Here is a 19,132-nt window from a genome sequence, read left to right on the forward strand (position 1 = left end):
TGCCATTATGGCTACAATGAAATTTTTGTGTGATACCAAGCGCTGCATCGAATGTAACGGTTGTGTCACCGCCTGTAAAAACGAAAACGACTCCGCCCTCGAGTGGGGTATCCAACGTCGCCGCGTAGTCACCATCAACGATGGTCAACCCGGCGAGGCGTCAATCTCTGTCGCCTGTATGCATTGCTCAGACGCACCTTGTATGGCGGTTTGCCCAGCAAACTGCTTCTACAAGACTGAAGATGGCATAGTGCTACACGACAAAGATGCCTGTATTGGTTGTGGTTACTGCCTGTACGCCTGCCCATTTGGCGCACCTCAGTTCCCGAAAAAAGGTGCCTTTGGTAGCCGCGGTAAGATGGACAAATGTACCTTCTGTGCCGGCGGCCCAGAAGAAAACCACTCAGAGGCAGAGCGCCAGAAGTACGGCTCAAACCGTATTGCCGAAGGCAAACTGCCTATGTGTGCAGAACTGTGTGCCACTAAAGCCCTGTTAGCGGGTGATGCTGAAGTCGTTTCTAGCATCTTCCGTGAGCGTGTGGCTTACCGTGGTGCTAAAAACGCGGCTTGGAATTAATTCAGGTCACAGGATCTGTCCACAGACTTAGCTTGGCGCCTGCTTGCGGGCGCCACTAAGGGAGAGAGGATATATGATGAACAAATGGTTCAAACACATAGGCTTAGCCATAGCACTGCTCTTTAGTGCCGTGTGTCTAGCCAATGGTGGTGATGAACAAGCGCTCCAACCTCAAGCCTCTGATGCCCAAATTTGGGCACAGCTGAAGGATGGCGCCACGGGATACACTACCTCCCAAAGCGAGTTCCACGCCCAACCGATCAATACCTATGATCTGCGTGTACTGGAGCTGCGTAGCGACTGGTTAGCGCCGGCCTTAATGGCGGCGTTATTCGGCATGATCATTATCTTTGTCTTATTTATCAAGGTGAACGGCATCTCCAAGCTACACCATGGTTTTTCGGGCAAGCTCGTGTATCGCTGGTCAAAGTTTGACGTTTCAATCCACTGGTTAGGTGCGATTCCGTGCTTAATGTTGATTTTAACGGGCTTAACCTTATTAGCGGGTCGTTTCTTCTTCCAACCTTGGTTGGGCGAAGGCATCTGGGAAGCCATCGTTTATGGCGCCAAGCAAATCCACGATGTGATGGCGATTCCGTTTATGATCGGCTGGGCATTGATGACAGTGTTATGGGCGAAGAACCAGCTGCCAAAAATGTACGACGTGAAGTGGTTCCTCGTTGTGGGTGGTTACATCAACTTTGGTCCCTTCAAAGGTAAGCACCCTGACGCAGGTTTTGCTAACGCCGGTGAAAAAATGTGGTTCTGGGCCTTTGCCCTGTTTGGATTAGTGATTTCAGCCTCAGGTATGTTGTTACTGTTCCCAAATCTTTTCGAACCTAGCCGCACCTTAAGCTTAATCGCGCTGGTATTGCACTCAGTGAGCGCTATCGTGATCTGCGCCTTCTCTATCGTGCATATCTTCATGGCAACGGTAATGTCTGAAGGTGGTATGGAGTGTATGGTGTCTGGTTATTGTGATGAAAACTGGGCAACCCAACACCACAACCTGTGGTACGACGAAATCAAAGCTAACGGCACTTTGAAATATAAAGAGTAAAAGTCGCTGAAAACAAAAAACCTCCACAGCATGCTGTGGAGGTTTTTTTATCGGTAAAATAAGTGCGTTAAATCGAACGCTTAGAAGCGGTACATCACAGATACACCCAGATTTCTGGGGTCGATAATCGCCGCATAACCATCGGGATAACTGCGGCTGGCGGGTTCATTTACCGTCAACGCTTGCTCATCGAACAGGTTGTTTACAAAGCCGCTGATTCTCCAGCTATCGGTTTGATAATCGAGGCTTAAGCGGGCAACAACATAATCGCCAGCCACCCGTGATTCGGTATTATTGATATCCGCATAATACACACCTACGTAGTTACCTGAAAGACCGAAAGAAAACGCATCGCCCAACCAATATTTTAAGCCCGCATTGGCGGTCACATGCGGCGCAGAGTTCAGCTGATTGCCGATAATGTCGCCATAGCTAGGATCCGCTTGCTTGATTTCACTATCGAGTAACCCTACGCCCGAAATAAACTGCAGGTTTTCGGTAAGCATGGCGCTGAATTCAGCCTCAATACCGTAACTGACCGCTTTATCGATATTGGTAATTTTGCGGGCGCTGTTAGAGGCTTGATAACCGTCGAAATCGTTGTAGAAGAGGTTGGCACTAAAGTTAACATCGCCATCCATAAACGCGCTGCGACTGCTGATTTCATAGGTATTTACGTACTCTTCGTCGTAGTAGTAATACTCACTTTCAGCTAACGACAACGCACCGCCACCCGAGTTATAACCGCGACGTACACTGGCCGCCAAAGTTGTGCTGTCATTCAGCGCATATTGCAGCACTAACTTCGGCAGGGTAACGGTATTGGCATTATCGAGTTTCTCCTGCAATTGACTGCCTTGATAGAGCATATTGAAGTTACGCAATTGCTCCTCACGCATCACGCGGCCGCCGAATGTGATCCAGAGTGATTCGGCAAGGCCATAGGTCATCTCACCATAAATGGAGCTGGACTCTGTGCTGTCGTCTCCACTGTAAACAGAGCTGCCAGTACTGCCAAAATCTTGATCGCGTTTAAAATAGGCTAAACCCACAAAACCGTTGAAATCTTTATCTTTTAGACCAAAACTGTACTTACCATCGACTGTGTAGCTCTGGTCGTTCATATCCACATATTGCTGCGCCGTGGCGAGGGCTTCATAGGATTCAAAGCCCCAGTCATAATCCATATAAGCGACGATGAGATCGAAGGCGCGGCCTTCACCGAGGTCATAATCGACTTTCACTGAATGAGTCGTAGATTTAGTCTCGATATAACGTTGGAAAATAGGCTTAAACGCCCAAGGATCATCGCCAGTAAAATAGTTACGCCCAGAGTCACCTTTCTCATCATTGTATGAAAAGCTATAGAGCACTTTGAGATCTTCAATCGCACTCGGCTGCCACAGGAATTTACCGCGCCAGCGATTGGTGATCAGTTCATTGAGGTCAAATGGGGCAGGATTTGTCTCATATTCCAAGCCTTTATTGAAGGTATTCCCTGTCACATTTTGTCCGCTCACCCTAAACGCCAACTCATCATCGAGAATCGGGCCTGAGAGCATAACGGCGCTATCGATAAAGTTATCTTGATTGCGATAACCAACACGAGCCGCACCTTGCCAATCGAAAGTGGGGTCTTCCGTTTTAATAAACACTGTACCGCCAATGCTGTTACGACCGTTAATCGTCGATTGCGGACCGCGGTACACCTCAATTTGTTGGATATCCCACAGGCCAGTATCACCAGTAAGATCGGCCACAAAAGGTTCGGCAACGCCATCGACTAAGGTGGAAACCCGCGCCCGAGCACCGCCGGTAAAAGAGTTAAATCCCGAGGCAGAACCATTACCAGAAACCCCACGGATATCCGGTACAGATCCCGTAAGCACCACCACGTTAGGCACTTCAGATAAGGCACTCGAGGTGGATTGATATTGACCGCTGTCGAGCGCGTCTTTATCGATAACCGAAATAGAGGAAGTCGTATCCTTAAGGCTACGCTCGATTTTCTCACCATAAACAGTAATTTTTTCAATCGGTTCAGAAGATTCTGCGTCCACAGCAGCGTAAGCTGAGGACATCACTAAACTCGAAACCATTACTGCAATTGCACTTTTCTTAAACGCCCTGCATTCCATAAAAACCTCGACGGCACTCATTGATAAACGGTGTTAGCTTGAAATGCCGACAATCTACATTAAAACAACCTTAAATCCAAATGATAACCAATATCATTTACATTCTACTTATGACTTTGTGACCGAACGCAAATTCGTAGGAATGAGAGATAAACAATTGAGCAAGGAACAATTGTCACTCGCTTTGACAGACTAGGACGCATTGACGCCTCAGTTTTTTGCAGCGATTTGGCGGGCTTTGATTCGAGCGAAAGCTCGTGGTGTTTGGTTGTTCAGCCCCAACGTGCGATAGCACCATGGATACACTTATAAACATTTGTAAGTTTTGCGATCTGCCTCACAATCGCTTTTTGCACTGTTAATAGGCTGTAGAGTGACTGCTACATCACTTTATTTTCACCATGAAAATCAATCAACTGAGAATACTTTGATTTTTACTTACATAACATCTGGCAACCACTGCACCATTCCCAATTAACACAGCAAAAACAATCCCTTTTAAAACATACCACTATAGCTAAAACGCTCAAAATGTCGCCTTGCAGCAGCCTAAATCCAAGCGTTAAAATAGCCTCAATGTGTAATTTAATTACACCCCGTCTTGATTAATACCCCAGTAGGCCACCATGTTTAACAATGCAAAAACCAGCACATTGACGGCGCTGCCTTCAGTGTTTGCGAGTATTTTATTGATCATTATCGGCATTTCCTCCTATCGGGGCTTTGCTGAACTCAATAACACCAGCAGCAGGCTAGTTAACAACACCCAACTCGCCGAAACCTTCACCAATGTGCGTGAAGCTTTCTTCGAGTTGCGCTTAGCCACATTAGTCCATAACAGCGACGCCATCAGCTTGCAGCAACGCAATGTGCAGCAGCTTGTCGAGCAACTCGCAGGATTTAACACCGATTTTATGGGGCAAGATGCTAGAACGATCCGCACACTACTGCCGCAAATCGAGCAATATGTGCGTCTCTATCAGCAGGAGTTAGCCTACGCCAAACAAACTGGCACCGACCCCGAACTCACGCCAGAACGTGGCGCACTTGGGCCAAAAGTTAGCGATGAGATCAATCAATTAGTAAAGTTGATCACCCAACGCAACCATGAACTAGGCAAACAGGCAGAAGACAAAGTCAATGCCACCGAAGCGCTGCTCCTTGGCCTAATCCTAGTTGCCATTGTCGCATCCCTGCTAAGCGCCCTGTTTATGAGCAGACGTTTAGTCAATATCGTTAATCAAATCAAGCGGGTTGTAGAGCACCTTGCCGATGGCGATCTCACCCAGAAAACTCAAATCAGCGGGCAAAACGAACTCTGTGCGCTCGGTGCCGATCTTGACCGAGTGATTGACCACTTGCGCCATATGATTTCCGATATTGCCCAGGCCTCTGAACATATGTCGGATCAAATTGGTCAGTTGAATGTGCAGTCCAATGCCAATACCCATGCATTGCAAACCCACGCGGTAGAAACCGACCAAGTGGTGACGGCCATGACCGAAATGAGTGCAACTGCCCATAACGTTGCTGGTGATGCCGCCTCTGCCGCACGCTTTACCCAACAGGCAAATGAACAGGCTGATAAGTCGAAAAAGGCTGTCGAACAGGCGGCAAATACTGTTGTTGCCTTAGTTGGTAAGGTCGATACCGCCGCTCACACCATAGCGGAAATGAATGAAAACACCCGCCATATCGCCACCATCTTAGATGTGATTGGAGATATCGCCGACCAAACCAACTTACTCGCCCTTAACGCCGCCATCGAAGCCGCCCGCGCCGGTGAACAAGGCCGAGGCTTTGCCGTCGTCGCCGACGAAGTACGCGCCCTCGCCGCTCGCACCCAAGCGAGCACGGCCGAAATCAATCAAATGCTGGAACGCCTGCGCACGGGTGCTAACAGCGCCGTTAATGCGATGGATGAGACTAAACAGAGTTGCCAAGATGCAGCGGACACCACCACGCTGGTGACTGAAAGCCTTGAAACCTTAACAACCTATGTATTTGATATCAACGGATTGAGCAATCAAATCGCCACCGCCGCCGAAGAACAAAGCGCCGTGAGTGAAGAGATTAATCGTAACTTGAATACCATTCGCGAAATGGTTGAAGAATTAAATCAAAGTGGTAAAGCGACCCTCAATAGCGCGACCTCCTTGGCCGCCACGAAAGAACAGTTAACAGGCGTAGTCTCGCATTTTAGACTCTAACTCGAGTCAGCTAAGTCGTTACAATGGCCTAATATCGCAAGATGTTAGGCCATTTTTGATTAAGGGCGAACAACTATTGGCGACAACATCACAATCTCAGCGCTCATACACTTCATTCATAATGAGCCATTAAATACATCAAAAAAATAAAGGCACCCTAAGATGCCTTTATAATCGATTAGTGGTTAATTCCCACCGAAGAGTGATAACGAATCACACCATTTAAAGGCGGCATGGTATTTTCACAACGCTGATTAAAGTTAACTGCTAGAGATTTAACAGATTTATCAGCATTATAACTCAACTCAAGCACCTCAAAATCTCCGATACTTTGATTGCAGCCACGGCCATCACCCGTAAATGACAAACCTGCCGTCAAGGGGCCTTGGAACGGATAACGAGTAGCATTGATATATTTCTTCACTTGCAGGTTTTCACCAGCGGGTGCTGCAATATCAAAGCTCCACCAAGTATTTCCGTCAATAGATAAGGTGATTGCATTTAAGCTGTTGTCGTAATTCGTTGGCGTGAACACTGCACTGCTCGAATCCATAATCACTGTTTTCCCACCACCAATGTAGTCACCTTGCGGGCTCACATAGTGCATGAATGTGTCACTGCCAGCATAATAGTGCATCGTTAAAGTTCGGAATACTTGGTATCCCTGTCCATTGGACACTTCTAACTTTATCGCGACATCAGATGTCACTTCATTTGGAACGGTAAAACCTGTCTTGGCACTAGTCGGATTTGAAAAAACAATGCCGACATTATTCACATCTACCCACTTAAATGTCAGCGCACTACCTTTATTCATGACGGTTTGTGAGGCATCGAGCTTTGGCGTGTCGTTGGCTTTATATAAATAGCTACTTGCAGCTACATCGATAATGATTGCATCGCTGGTTTTAAAACGTTCAGACCACATGGTATTCGCCACTGCACCAAATTTGCTTTCAAGCAAAACACCATTAAAGCGATATACCGTATTCGCCTTTAAATCTGTCTCTGGCGTGATGTTTAATATCGCACCATTCACGCTAATTTTGGCTGCAACTTTTCGGTATGGCCATGAATCCTCATCAAAAGAACTTTCGTAAACTTGGTCTTTGATAGGGCGTGACATGAGTAATCGAATCGTCCCGCCGGACACAGGAAATGCTTGTAAATCCTGGTCTTCAATCATGCCTACATAGTTAAAGTTGTCAGAGCGAAACTCAAATGATGAGTTGGATTTTCCACCTTCAAGATGCCACAAACTTCCCTCAACAATTTGACTCCAATAAACCATGTAAGCTTCTTTAGCTGTATTCACATTGAGCATTTTAGAGTCAGTAACGAAGTTACTCGTCATTTGAACTGAGTCCTGAGCTGATGTACTGGCGACAATCGAGCCTTCATGGGGAAATTCGTTAAAATGTCCTTTCAATGGTTTAGTAAACTCAAAACCAAAGCCATTATTAAATTGTGCGACCGAAATCTGGCCTTTACCACTAATCGCATAAGTTGCATCGGAAAAGTTTTCCACTCTCGTTAAAGAGAGATTAGTAAAACTTAACTCCGAATTACTATTTACAACTAATTTAACAGTGCTTTTGCTTTGAATGTTCAACTGTCTTTGCAACGGTGAAATGTTATTTTCGAACAACATTTGACCAACCAAATTGAAGTTATCATCTCCATTAACCTGCAGATTAGAAATATCAATCGACCCTTTTGCCTTAGTGCCCTGTTGATATTCAGATAACGTTAATGAACCTTTGCCATTCACTGTACTGTCGAGTGCTTGAATGTAACAATCACGATAGGACATATTAAGACTATCGCCAACAGAAATGCCTTTTGAGTCATCCTTATCAATCAACTCAATCGTCGCTAAACCGCCATTAGAGCACGACTTTTCAGCGCCATTAGCCTCGATATCAAAATTGCGTAAGATGTCATTAGCAAAAAAACCAACTTGCAACACACTCTCCGCTAACGATAGCGAAGTGACAGCAACTTCCGTCGGGTAATCAGTAACTTTAAAAGTTGTTGTCGGAGGAGGATTGGTGGGTGATGTGGGCGTTGTAGAGTCGCCACCGCCCCCGCCACAAGCAGATAAGACTAGTGTACTGCCAAGTAATAGACAGATTCCTTTTGCGGTCATATTCGTTCCCTAAACTAGCAAAAACAGATCATATTTTTAATTTGCCAGCTACTTTACCGAATTAATAAAAGTTAACAACAAGTATCTATAATTTAACAACAAGTTAATCGGCTGGCATAAGTTGATGCTAATTAAGTGATGCGCATTTATGAGCGAGTGACCACATACTCACTTATCCATAAAACACTCATATATTTCATTTACGATATTAAGATATACGTTACTTCAGCTTATTAATAAGCTGCTATCGTTTCTCACTATTTGGTGGTGGTTTTCACACCATCCGGATCTTGCTCTAAGCTCGCCCAATATCCTGCCAGCAGGGCGCCAGAAAGGTTATGCCAAATCGAGAAAATCGCGCTAGGGACGGCGGAGAGCGGGCTAAAAAACTTGATGCATAATGCGGTCGCAAGGCCTGAGTTTTGCAACCCTACCTCAATCGAAATGGTTTTACACACTGTATGGTTAAAGCCGAGCAAACGGCAGCAGGTATAACCCAAGGCGAGTCCCAAACCATTATGTAGAAACACCGCGAGTAAAATCACAGGCCCCACCTGCGAAAATTGCCCTGCATTTAGGGCCACAATAATGCTGATGGCCAGTACAATCGCCACGATAGAAATGATGGGCAATGCGGGGGCAAGTTTAGCCACCTGCGGTTTAAAGAAGTGATTCAACACCACGCCCACAGTCACAGGGATAAGCACGATTTTAACGAGGCTGACTAGCATATCCATTAAAGGAATAGCGACCATCTCACCGATTAATAGCTCAATAATCAAGGGTGTGAGTACCACACCCGCTAAGGTAGATAGCGCAGTCATAGTGATAGATAAGGCGACATCGCCCTTGGCCAAATAGCAAATCACGTTCGATGCCGTACCTCCCGCCACACTCCCCACCAGCACCATGCCTATGGTCAATTCCCGATTGAGTCCTAATAGCAAACTAATGGCTAAGGCGCTTAAGGGCATCAGGGTAAATTGCAAGATTAAGCCAGTGATAACGGCACGTTTCTGTTTGAATGCATTGGCAAAATCCCGCACATCTAAGGTCAGCCCCATAGATAACATAATCACCACCAGCAACGGCACTATGCTGGTTTTCAATCCGCTAAACCATGCGGGCATCAAATACGCCGTACCCGCCCCAAGTAAGGCAAATAGCGGAAAAAAGCGGTTGATATTAACCAATGGGGATCCTCCAAGATTTCAGGCAGTTTGGGGAGATTAAGCAATGTCCGCAGGGATAATGACAGCCAGATACCCTCAGTACAAGTCAAAATGCCCACAAGTAAGAAGCTCAACTTTTTATCATTTCAGACTTTCGATTGAGCACTGAAGTTAATCGCTCAAATTCAATAACAAACAGCCAAAAACCTCAGTAAATATGCATCTATGTTTACTAAAACATGATCTGCTTAACAAAAAGCCAGTGATTTCCTTGTTAGGAAACCGTAACTTATAACCAGTTCACGTTTTGCTTACTCCATACGAGGTAGTCTAATTGCGCTAGGTGGTCGTGAATTACCTAAAGCAATTTCGGTGTTTACGGTTAGCACTCTCAGATAGGAATCGTTATGTCTTCAGTTATTCAAACGCTCAATGGCGCGATCGCAACGCCTTATCAAGCGAATATTACCGTCCCTAACTGGATGCTCAGCTCGATGGAACGAGTCATGCAGTATTATGTCGATAAGAATCTTCGCCTCGATACGCTCTCCGCCGACATCATGCCCGCTCCGGTCGAAGGTAAAAAGTACATGCTTTATGCCCATGTGCCCTTCTGCCATACCTTGTGTTCTTACTGTACCTTCCACCGTTTTATGTTTAAGGAAGACAAGGCGCGCGCTTACTTTATCTCCCTACGTAAAGAGATGGAGATGGTCAAAGCCTTAGGCTATGACTTTGAATCTATGTACATTGGCGGCGGCACCACCACAGTATTAGAAGATGAACTCGCCCGTACCATTGAGCATGCCAAGACCCTATTCCCAAGCATTAAAGAAGTGTCTTGCGAGTCGGATCCACAGCATTTAGACAGCCCAGGCTTTAAGCAACTCAAGGGCTTAGTGGATCGTATGTCCATCGGCGTACAAAGCTTTAACGATGACATTTTAAAAATGACCGACCGCCTCGAAAAATTCGGCACAGGTCAGCAAACCTTCGACAAGATCATGGCGGCCAAAGAGCTGTTCCCCATTATCAACGTCGACCTGATTTTTGGCTTCCGCGGTCAAACCGATGAAGTGATCCAGCACGACTTAGACATGGCCTCACGCCTCGACCCCAGACAGATCACCACCTATCCGCTGATGATCACGCACCAAACGCGTAAGAGTGTTAAAGGTAAACTGGCAGCGCCACAGGCAGATATGGCCAACCAATATCGCCAGATCTTAAACCGTTTAAATGGTCAATATAATCAGTTGTCTGCATGGGCCTTTGGTAAGGCGAATGACGAAGGCTTCGACGAATATGTTATCGATTACGATGAGTATTTAGGGGTGGGCTCAGGCTCATTTAGCTTCTTGAATGACACTTTATACGTCAACACTTTCTCGCTGCGTAAATACCAAGAGCGGATCGCCGCCGGCAAGATGGGCGTAGAGCAACAGAAAAACTACAGCAAAAAGGACGTGATGCAGTATCGCTTCCTGCTGGGGATGTTCTCTGGCCGTCTATCGCGCAAATACTTCCGCGAAACCTTTGGCGTTAACTTAGACACAGCCCTGTTTAAGGAAATGACCTCGATGAAGCTGATTGGTGCCATCAAGAACGACCCTACCGATCCCGATAATCTGATCATCACAGATAACGGTAAGATGATGGGCCTGTTAATGATGAAAGAGTTCTACGCCGGCATGGATAACGTGCGCGCCCAATTGCGTAAGCCACTCAAGCCCTGCGATATGTAAATATCGGTTGAACCACAAAAGGCCCATGATGGGCCTTTTTGTTAGCGCCATTTCAGGCTACGCTTGCCACCACTCACGCATGAGTCTGTCGCCCAGTAATAAAGGAGTATTCGTTATGGGTTTTAATGAGCAAGAAAGACAAGCACTACTCGCCGTTAAGGGCGTTGGCCCGACGGTCATTAAACGTTTTGAAGAAATCGGTATTAGCTCACTCGCGCAGTTGGCCGAGCATGAGGTCGAAGATATCGCCAATCTCGTCGCCAGCATGCTACGCACCACTTGTTGGAAAAACAGCCCACAGGCTCGCAACGCCATCGCCGCAGCCATTGAGCTTGCCCGCCGCGCCTAATCCTTTATTGCTATCTTTTGAGATGTTTATGTCAATCCATATTCGCGCCCTAATGGGCGGTTTACTCGCGCTGCTGAGCACGGCAGCCTTCGCCAATGACAGCAGTTTTGGTGATGCTAATGGTTCTATCACCCTTAAATATCAGCCACATATCAGTATGGACAAGGAGTCGCTCTTTATCAGCGAGGCCGAAGTCAGGGTCGATTATCTGTTTACCAACACCAGCTCGCAGGATCTTACCGTCCCCATCGCCTTCCCTATGCCGCCGATGTTTTTTGGCTCAGCCGATCACAGCAGCATCGATAACTTTACCCTCAAAGTAAATGGCAGCCCCCAACCAACCGAACACAGGCTCGTTGCCCAACTTGCCGATAAGACGGATATTTCACGAGAGCTTAAAAATCTCGGCTGGGGCGTAGAAGAAGTCGCCTATTTTGCCGAATATGGCGAAGTCCCCAAGGGCAAGCCCGCGCTCCCCAAGGAATGGTTGGATGAGGACCAGCAAATCGCCTTTACCCTGAGTGACTACTTTGTGTGGCAGCAAACCTTTCCCGCAGGCAAAACCGTTGCCATCAGCCACAGTTACACCCCGAGCCTCTCAACGGGCGTGCCCGATACCGCCAGCAGTATTATCGACACTTACACTGAACTGGCCTGTTTAGATGAAAGCGCCAAGCAAGGCATTCGTAAGCGAAACCTTATCGTTAAACAAGACGGTGAAGATCAGGAGATTGGCGTCGAGTGGAGCCATCTTAGCTATATTTTGGTGACGGCCAATAACTGGCAAGGGGCGATTAAGGACTTCAAACTGACGCTGAAAAAATCCAAACCCACAGATCTCATTAGCTTGTGTTTTGATGGCGAGCTAAAAAAAATCGACCCACTCACCTTTGAGTTTCAGCAAAAACAATTCACCCCAACGCAGGATCTCAGCATCCTATTTATCCGTAAACCGAATTATGAATAATCGAAAAAGCCAGCTACATGCTGGCTTTTTGTATTAAGCGACTAATTTTTACGCGATTAAAAGCTATAGGTCATACCTAACCAGTAACGACGGCCGTCTTCGATATAACCGTATTCTTCTTCCGTGATGTCCTTATCGAAGGCGTTATAGATGCCCGCGCTGAACTTAATGCTGTCATTAACGCGATAGTTCGCCCCTAAATCTAACAACGTATAGGAAGGCGCAATCAAGCTGCTTGAGGAAGGCCCAGTGGTTGGTTGGCTCTCTTCGCCACGGTAGTTGACCCGCAGCCAAGTGCTTAACTTATCTATCGGCTCATAGTTAACCGACAATTGCACCAGATGTTTAGGTAACTGATTCAATGGACTACCTTTATAGGCGCCCGTCTTCTGCTCCGAGTCGGTATAAGTGTAGTTGCCGGTTAATGCCAAGTTGCTCAAGATTTTATAGTCGATACTGAACTCAACCCCTTGGGTGACCGCCTCATCGATATTCACATAGGTGGTGGGGTCAGAACCAAACTGATTCGGCCCATCGGTACATTGAGTCGCAGGGCAAGCGACACGGGTGATCTTCCTCAAACTCGTTATAAAACACGCCAGCACTGGTGGTGATGGAATCGGTAAGGTCGGTATAAATCCCTAACTCATAGTTCACTGAGGTTTCGGGTTGTAAATCGGGGTTACCGTACATATTGCCGCCTCGGCTCACCTGCCCCCAATCGGGCACGGTTTGCCTCAGGCTAGGCGCCCTAAAGCCCGTCGACACACCACCTTTTAAGGTAGTGTGCTCAGTCAGCCCCCATACCCCGTAAATCCGTGGACTGAGGTGGTCGCCAAAGTTTTCATCATCGTCTAAACGCAGGCCTAAGGTTAAGGCAAAATTATCGACGATACGCCATTCATCCTCTGAGAACACCGACCATTGGCGGCGACTAATATCGGTTAACTCGCTGACCTGATTGCCTGTTTCATCGGTGAGATCTTGCTTATTGAAGGCCGCGCCGAACGTAGCGGTATGGCTTTCACCTAAGGTAGCGATCAGGCTGGTTTGAGCATCGGTATTCTTGATTTTCATCTTGCGGGACTTGTTATCGTACACTTCGTGCTTGATATAAGTATCCGAGGTGCCAAAGTCCCAACGCCCGGTATGCGATAGCGAAATGGTGCTGTTTTCATATTCGGTTGTCGACGATGCAGGGCAACCGCTGCGGCCACAACTGGCTCCCGGCGCTAATGGCGCAACGGTTTTCCCTAAGGTGCTATCCAACTCTTGGTTAGCGATGCCAACTTCCAACATGATGTCATGGTCTTGGTTAGGCGTGAGGGCAAATCTGGCGGTGAGATTATCCGCATCGCGACCTCGGTAACCGCCGTAGATATTATCTTCTTCACGCTGGGTATATTGGCCATATAACTGCACGCCGAGCAGGTCTTTAATCAAGCCACCGTTCACAAAAAAGTTGCCCTGATACACATTGCCCGAGTCCGACTTCTCCTGCAGCGTGGTGTCGAGGCGCAGTTCCCCCTGCCACTCATTGGGCACTTTACGGGTGATGATGTTGATCACCCCACCGATAGCATCGGAGCCATAAAGGGATGACATGGGGCCACGGACAATTTCAATCCTATCGATTGCGGCGAGCGGCGGCGTCCAAGCGCCTTCAACACCAGGACCATCACTGTTGGTGCGGGTCTCGCGAGAAGACTGACGCTTACCATCGACGAGGATCAGCGTGTATTGGCTGCCCATCCCCCGCAGACTAATGTCCCGACGGTCGGCACCACCAGTTACCACCACGCCGGGGACTTCTAACATAGCATCGGTTAAGTCACGGTAAAAACGTGTATCGAGATCCTCACGGGTAATCACGCTAATCGATGCGGGCGCGTCACGTACTTGCTGCTCAAAACCCGATGCGGTGACGACAATCCTTTCCATCATCTTGTCTTGCTCGGGGGCGGTATCCGCCAAAGCCTGAGTGGCTGGTAGCAATAAAGCTGTAGATACCAGCTGTGCGAGGATCTTTTTACGACGTAACAACATAACCAACGAATCTCCCTTGACTCTTTGCAAATGATAATAATTTTCAATACGGCAATGTATCCCTATGTTACAATCGGCTCAAGTTAGACTTTGAGTAATCACTTGTAAGAGTTGCTTAAGAATGAATAGAAATATGGTCAAGGGCATGATCGTGTTTGCCGCCATCGCGGAAAAAGGCTCGATGAGTGCTGCGGCAACACAGCTTAATCTGAGTTCATCGGCGGTGAGCCAACAAGTCGCAAAGCTTGAAATGGATATGGGAATTAGTCTGTTTCACCGTAATACCCGCCACCTGACACTCACAGAGGCGGGCACATTATTTTATGAAAACTGCATTAAAATCATAAAAATAGTAGAAAGTGCCGAACATCAGCTGCACGCATTAAAGGGCACACCTTCGGGGGAGCTTAAAATCGCCGCCCCAGTCGGCTTTGGTAGCGGTTTACTCAGCCAACCATTAGCGCACCTGTTGGCCGCCCATCCACAGATCAGCCTCAATCTGCAATTACAGGACGGTCCAATCGATATAGTTAACGAAGGAATAGATCTGGCGATTTGCATCGGCCCTCTATCGGATTCGAACCTTATCGCTCGCCCCTTGGCGGATTGGCGCATGTTGTTGTGCGTCGCCCCTAACTATATTCCCCAGCATCAACACCTACAGCATCCTGACGAGTTACAAGGATTCAACCGTATTAGCCACAGCTATGCTAAGCCCGAGTTCTTAACCCATTCACAGACTCAAGCGCGAATAGAACTCCCTGCCCAGCGCATCAACGTCAATAATATGCAGACGCTTATCCAACTCACCCTCGATGGATTAGGCTATGCCGTATTGCCAGAGCCAGAAGTGCATCAATACCTTGCATCTGGCCAATTGGTGACACTTTTGCCCGACTGGTCGCTACGCACCTACAGCGTTTACAGCGTGACCTCGGCGCGGGATAAACAGCCCGCCAAGGTTAAAGAAGCCATCACTGCGCTCAGCCAATATTTTAGCCAGATGGATTTTAGTCCGAACCCAGCATTACTGACTCAACCCAACGCCTGCGAGCACACGCCAAGATTAGCCATGCCCGCCTACCCCTTGTAGACACGCGTTTCATTTCTCTGTGGAGTTAGAGTATGCTGTTCTATCCATTCGATTAAACAGTAGTAACTCAATGCAAGATGTGGCCTTAGTGTTAGAGGGCGGCGGCCTGAGGGCAATCTATACCGCCGGCGTATTAGATGCCTTTTTGCAGCAACAATTGCACTTCCCCTATGTGATTGGTGTTTCGGCAGGGGCGATTTATCCCGCTTCTTATGTTTCACGCCAATTTGGCCGCAATTTACAAATTCAGCAGCAATATCTGCGGGATAAGCGCTACATGGGGCTACGCCACTGGTTAGCCACGGGCAATTATGTCAACACCGACTTTACCTATAAGCGCATGGCCTATGAGTTACTGCCTTTTGATTTTAAAACCTTTTTAGGCAGCGGAACCGAGTTTAAGGTCGGGGCGTTTAACTGCCAAACAGGACAAACCGATTACTTTGGCATGGCCGATTTTCAGGAGCACGACAAATTGCTCGACGTGCTTATCGCCTCCTCTAGCCTGCCTTTTATGGCCAATCCCTATCGGATAAACCACCATACCTACCTCGACGGCGGTATCGCCGCGCCCATTCCGGTAACGAAGGCGCAGCAAGAGGGCTATAAGCGGCAGGTGGTGATCCTGACTCAGGACGCAAACTATCGAAAATCGCCGATGAAGTTCAACTGGTTAGCACGCAAGCGTTATCAAGCTTATCCGGCAGTGGCCGCCGCGCTCAAAATACGCCACCAACGTTATAACCAATCCCTCGAGGAACTCGCCCAGAGTGTTGCCAGCGGCCATACCTTTGTGATCCGCCCTGCTGCGCCACTTAATCTCTCGCGACTTGACCGCAATATCGATAAAGTGACCGCCGTATATCGCCAAGGGCTGGCCGATGGGCAGGCGATTTTGCCCAAGTTACAAGCTTGGCTAAACACTGGAGCAGAGATCAGTTAGGAAGCGAGGCGCTGACTTTGTTAATAATCAGCTCCCGCAGCCATTTATGGCTGAGATCGTGTTCGAAATGCTTATGCCACATCAGCAGATAAGCACCGGGGATCAGTTTAATCGGCGAGGGTAAATACTTAAGATCAAACGACTTCATCATCGCTAAGGCATAACGGGAAGGAGCGCAGAGAATCAAATCACTCTGCTCACACAGGGCCAGCGCACTCTGAAAGTCCGTCATATTGACCGCAATATCCCGTTTACGCCCTTGGATTTGCAGCACATCGTCTAACAACCAATATTCCAAGCCACCAAAGGCGACCTGTAACTGGCGATAGCTTAAAAAGGTATCGAGATCCCATTCCTGCGAAAGTGCAGGATGCTCACGGCGCATCAGGCAAACTGTGTAATCCTGAACCAATTCAACATAATGGATATCATCCGGAATATGGTTTACATGCATGGGCGAACGTTCATCCCATTCGCGGCAACCTATGGCGAGATCGATATCGCAGCGCAGGAGTCTGTCCATGGTATCCAACCGCCAGGTTTGGCAATTAATGCTCACACCGGGCGCCTGCGCCAATAGCGAAGGCATAAAGTGTGGAAAGGTCAGCGAGTAGGTCGTCTCGACCAGATGCATCCGAAACTGGCGCTGACTTAAGGCGGGTTCAAAACTGTCTGGCCGAGTAAATTGCGCTAATTGCTGTAAGCATTGGCGTAAATCGGGCGCCAGCGACAGCGCCTTGGGCGTCGGCTTAAGGCCGTAAGCGGTGCGCTCGAATAAGGGATCATCAAACACTTCGCGCAGGCGAGTCAATTGCTTGCTCACCGCCGACTGACTTAAATGCAGCCGCGCCGCCGCGGCCGTGACACTCTGCTCCTCGAGGAGAATTTCCAGTACGGGCAGTAAGTTTAAGTCTAAGTGTTTTAGCATCTAACCCCTCGCTTTTAAGGGATTCCACCTCAAGTTTTGCGGCAACTTCATCAGCAGTAGCGACAGTAAAATCACTAAAATCCCTGCCCACTGGCGCATATCTAAGGCTTCACCCACAATCAATACGCCTAATGATACGGCAACCACGGGATTGACTAAAGCCACCATCCCCATGATTTCTGGTCCTAAATTTCGCATTGACCAGAGCCAAGCCCAATAAGCCACTGCGGTATTAGCGGTAACTAGCCAGATTAATGAGGGAACCACATCCATACTCGGGATCTGTGGCGGTCCCGCCATAAACCAAGCCAGCGGGATCAACATCAATCCCCCCAAGAGTAATTGCCAAGCGGTGAGCACTAAAAAGTCGCCCACATCCCAACGCTGCATCCAGCGGGAAGAAAAGGCAATCAGAGTCGTCGCGCTCAGCATACACAGGACACCAATCGGGTCGAGATCCGCCGAGGGATTAAGCAATAAAATCACGCCACCGAGACCAATTAAGCCGAGCAGTAGCCACTTCATCCCCGGGCGTTTTTTATCAATCAGCCAAGCGAGGATCAAAAAGATTAATGGCAATGTCGCCCCCAGCGTGCCCGCGACGGCACCCGGTAGCCGATAGGCGCCAATAAACAGCAGCGCAAAGAAGGCGCCGATATTACAAAACGCCAGCAAGCTTAATTTAGACCATGCCAGTGTCGGCAAACGTGGGCGCAGCATCAGCAACAATATGCCCGCAGGCAGCGCGCGCCAAACCGCCACCCAGTAGGGCGACATATCCTGTAAATAAAGACTCACCAGCGCATAGGTGGTCCCCCAAAACACTGGGGCGAGTAACGCAATCACAAACGGCATAATGACTTCTCAAAAAGCATCTTGATGTTGAGATATATTACTTTGAGAGAATAAAACAGGCAAGTGCTGAGATAAGGTTAATAGGGAGAAAAGAAAAATGGACTCGCGTTTATACTGCTTTAGATATGCGCACGCAGAGCTGCGCTTAAGGCTTGTTTGCCGTATAATCGGGCGTCATTTTTTACAGGCGGGCAAGCATGTTCCATATCGCACTCTATGAGCCAGAAATCGCACCCAACACGGGTAATATCATTCGCCTTTGCGCAAACAACGGCAGCCAACTGCATCTAATTGAGCCACTAGGGTTTGATTTTGAAGAGAAAAAACTGCGCCGCGCGGGCCTAGATTATGCCGATTTAACCAATGTGACTCGCCATAAAAACTTCGATGCCTTCCTCGAAGCCATGGCAGGCAAACGCATTATGGCCTGTACCACTAAGGGCAGCCGCCCTCACACTGAACTCAGTTTTGCTAAGGATGACGTGCTATTATTTGGCCCAGAAACCCGTGGTCTACCTATGCCAATAATCGAGTCGATCCCAACCGAGCAGCGATTACGCATTCCGATGGCGGCCACCAGTCGCAGCCTCAACCTCTCCAATGCCGTGGCGATTATCAGCTACGAAGCCTGGCGTCAGCTCGGGTTTGAAGGCGCTATTTAATAGGTAGGAATACTGATTTAAATTGGCTGGACTTAACCAGCCAATTTTCCAATCACTAAGCCAAATCATTCAGCCATCAGCTCTGAAAGATTTCTTTCCCAGTGATAAGCTGCCTTATTTCACAAGAAGTATCCATGAAGGCTCTACTAAAACATTCCTGCTTTAGAAGATCGTCGGTACAACAATGCCAATCCTCGCTGCCCTCTAGCTGTTTGTTCAACTAAAAAGATATTCCCCA

Annotated in this window: 14 protein-coding genes and 1 pseudogene; 9 read left to right on the plus strand and 6 right to left on the minus strand. The window is 47.9% G+C overall.

Going from position 1 to position 19,132, the window contains the following annotated elements; translation table 11 throughout:
• Window positions 1-7 precede the first annotated feature (7 nt).
• Both fdh3B and ACUZ8J_RS20175 read left to right on the plus strand, forming a co-directional pair.
• Window positions 8-577, plus strand: a complete 570-nt coding sequence (gene fdh3B / locus ACUZ8J_RS20170) for a formate dehydrogenase FDH3 subunit beta (protein ID WP_446694771.1) — start codon at window positions 8-10, stop codon at window positions 575-577.
• Between the two features lie 76 nt (window positions 578-653).
• Complete coding sequence (locus tag ACUZ8J_RS20175) at window positions 654-1,637, plus strand: formate dehydrogenase subunit gamma (protein WP_086903566.1); 984 nt, start codon at window positions 654-656, stop codon at window positions 1,635-1,637.
• An 80-nt stretch (window positions 1,638-1,717) separates the two neighbouring features.
• Here ACUZ8J_RS20175 and ACUZ8J_RS20180 read toward each other — a convergent pair whose 3' ends face one another.
• A complete protein-coding gene (locus tag ACUZ8J_RS20180; protein WP_446694772.1) occupies window positions 1,718-3,775 on the minus strand; it encodes a TonB-dependent receptor in 2,058 nt (685 codons plus the stop codon).
• Between the two features lie 626 nt (window positions 3,776-4,401).
• Here ACUZ8J_RS20180 and ACUZ8J_RS20185 point away from each other — a divergent pair.
• Window positions 4,402-5,985, plus strand: a complete 1,584-nt coding sequence (locus tag ACUZ8J_RS20185; RefSeq protein WP_446694773.1) for a methyl-accepting chemotaxis protein — start codon at window positions 4,402-4,404, stop codon at window positions 5,983-5,985.
• A gap of 178 nt (window positions 5,986-6,163) precedes the next feature.
• Here ACUZ8J_RS20185 and ACUZ8J_RS20190 read toward each other — a convergent pair whose 3' ends face one another.
• Entirely contained in the window at window positions 6,164-8,134 is a 1,971-nt protein-coding gene (locus ACUZ8J_RS20190; RefSeq protein ID WP_446694774.1) for a hypothetical protein, read from the minus strand.
• A gap of 257 nt (window positions 8,135-8,391) precedes the next feature.
• On the minus strand, window positions 8,392-9,327 hold the full coding sequence (locus tag ACUZ8J_RS20195; RefSeq protein ID WP_446694775.1) for a bile acid:sodium symporter family protein: 936 nt from the start codon (window positions 9,325-9,327) through the stop codon (window positions 8,392-8,394).
• A gap of 386 nt (window positions 9,328-9,713) precedes the next feature.
• On the opposite strand from ACUZ8J_RS20195, the gene ACUZ8J_RS20200 reads away from it, so the two are divergent.
• The 3 genes from ACUZ8J_RS20200 to ACUZ8J_RS20210 all read left to right on the plus strand — a co-directional run bounded on the left by ACUZ8J_RS20200 (window position 9,714) and on the right by ACUZ8J_RS20210 (window position 12,367).
• Window positions 9,714-11,051, plus strand: coding sequence for a coproporphyrinogen III oxidase family protein (locus ACUZ8J_RS20200; RefSeq protein ID WP_011624451.1), 1,338 nt, complete (start codon window positions 9,714-9,716; stop codon window positions 11,049-11,051).
• A 115-nt stretch (window positions 11,052-11,166) separates the two neighbouring features.
• Window positions 11,167-11,400 (plus strand): hypothetical protein, encoded by a 234-nt coding sequence (locus ACUZ8J_RS20205; RefSeq protein ID WP_109286769.1) that lies wholly within the window; start codon window positions 11,167-11,169, stop codon window positions 11,398-11,400.
• Window positions 11,401-11,428: 28 nt separating this feature from the next.
• Window positions 11,429-12,367, plus strand: coding sequence for a DUF4424 domain-containing protein (locus ACUZ8J_RS20210; RefSeq protein ID WP_446694776.1), 939 nt, complete (start codon window positions 11,429-11,431; stop codon window positions 12,365-12,367).
• Between the two features lie 56 nt (window positions 12,368-12,423).
• Here the strand turns inward: ACUZ8J_RS20210 and ACUZ8J_RS20215 are convergent.
• Window positions 12,424-14,413: pseudogene (locus ACUZ8J_RS20215) on the minus strand (ligand-gated channel protein).
• Between the two features lie 121 nt (window positions 14,414-14,534).
• On the opposite strand from ACUZ8J_RS20215, the gene ACUZ8J_RS20220 reads away from it, so the two are divergent.
• A complete protein-coding gene (locus ACUZ8J_RS20220) occupies window positions 14,535-15,506 on the plus strand; it encodes a LysR family transcriptional regulator (RefSeq protein ID WP_446694777.1) in 972 nt (323 codons plus the stop codon).
• 70 nt (window positions 15,507-15,576) lie between these two features.
• Window positions 15,577-16,449: a patatin-like phospholipase family protein gene (locus ACUZ8J_RS20225; RefSeq protein WP_446694778.1), complete on the plus strand. Its 873-nt coding sequence runs from the start codon at window positions 15,577-15,579 to the stop codon at window positions 16,447-16,449.
• Here the strand turns inward: ACUZ8J_RS20225 and ACUZ8J_RS20230 are convergent.
• Both ACUZ8J_RS20230 and ACUZ8J_RS20235 read right to left on the minus strand, forming a co-directional pair.
• A complete protein-coding gene (locus tag ACUZ8J_RS20230) occupies window positions 16,442-17,377 on the minus strand; it encodes a LysR family transcriptional regulator (protein ID WP_446694779.1) in 936 nt (311 codons plus the stop codon). The two genes, ACUZ8J_RS20225 and ACUZ8J_RS20230, sit on opposite strands and share 8 nt — an antisense overlap.
• Window positions 17,378-18,232 (minus strand): DMT family transporter, encoded by an 855-nt coding sequence (locus tag ACUZ8J_RS20235; RefSeq protein ID WP_446694780.1) that lies wholly within the window; start codon window positions 18,230-18,232, stop codon window positions 17,378-17,380. It lies immediately after the preceding gene.
• 197 nt (window positions 18,233-18,429) lie between these two features.
• Here ACUZ8J_RS20235 and trmL point away from each other — a divergent pair, with 197 nt between their 5' ends.
• On the plus strand, window positions 18,430-18,894 hold the full coding sequence (trmL, locus tag ACUZ8J_RS20240; protein WP_011624457.1) for a tRNA (uridine(34)/cytosine(34)/5-carboxymethylaminomethyluridine(34)-2'-O)-methyltransferase TrmL: 465 nt from the start codon (window positions 18,430-18,432) through the stop codon (window positions 18,892-18,894).
• Window positions 18,895-19,132: the final 238 nt, after the last annotated feature.

It is taken from the genome of Shewanella sp. Koi 1 (assembly GCF_052907445.1).

What these genes read in the sequence shown, in the direction of transcription:
- fdh3B (WP_446694771.1), top strand. Translation starts at nt 8, where the DNA reads ATGGCTACAATGAAATTTTTGTGTGATACCAAGCGCTGCATCGAATGT.
- ACUZ8J_RS20175 (WP_086903566.1), top strand. Translation starts at nt 654, where the DNA reads ATGAACAAATGGTTCAAACACATAGGCTTAGCCATAGCACTGCTCTTT.
- ACUZ8J_RS20180 (WP_446694772.1), bottom strand. Translation starts at nt 3,775, where the DNA reads ATGGAATGCAGGGCGTTTAAGAAAAGTGCAATTGCAGTAATGGTTTCG.
- ACUZ8J_RS20185 (WP_446694773.1), top strand. Translation starts at nt 4,402, where the DNA reads ATGTTTAACAATGCAAAAACCAGCACATTGACGGCGCTGCCTTCAGTG.
- ACUZ8J_RS20190 (WP_446694774.1), bottom strand. Translation starts at nt 8,134, where the DNA reads ATGACCGCAAAAGGAATCTGTCTATTACTTGGCAGTACACTAGTCTTA.
- ACUZ8J_RS20200 (WP_011624451.1), top strand. Translation starts at nt 9,714, where the DNA reads ATGTCTTCAGTTATTCAAACGCTCAATGGCGCGATCGCAACGCCTTAT.
- ACUZ8J_RS20205 (WP_109286769.1), top strand. Translation starts at nt 11,167, where the DNA reads ATGGGTTTTAATGAGCAAGAAAGACAAGCACTACTCGCCGTTAAGGGC.
- ACUZ8J_RS20210 (WP_446694776.1), top strand. Translation starts at nt 11,429, where the DNA reads ATGTCAATCCATATTCGCGCCCTAATGGGCGGTTTACTCGCGCTGCTG.
- ACUZ8J_RS20220 (WP_446694777.1), top strand. Translation starts at nt 14,535, where the DNA reads ATGAATAGAAATATGGTCAAGGGCATGATCGTGTTTGCCGCCATCGCG.
- ACUZ8J_RS20225 (WP_446694778.1), top strand. Translation starts at nt 15,577, where the DNA reads ATGCAAGATGTGGCCTTAGTGTTAGAGGGCGGCGGCCTGAGGGCAATC.
- ACUZ8J_RS20230 (WP_446694779.1), bottom strand. Translation starts at nt 17,377, where the DNA reads ATGCTAAAACACTTAGACTTAAACTTACTGCCCGTACTGGAAATTCTC.
- ACUZ8J_RS20235 (WP_446694780.1), bottom strand. Translation starts at nt 18,232, where the DNA reads ATGCCGTTTGTGATTGCGTTACTCGCCCCAGTGTTTTGGGGGACCACC.
- trmL (WP_011624457.1), top strand. Translation starts at nt 18,430, where the DNA reads ATGTTCCATATCGCACTCTATGAGCCAGAAATCGCACCCAACACGGGT.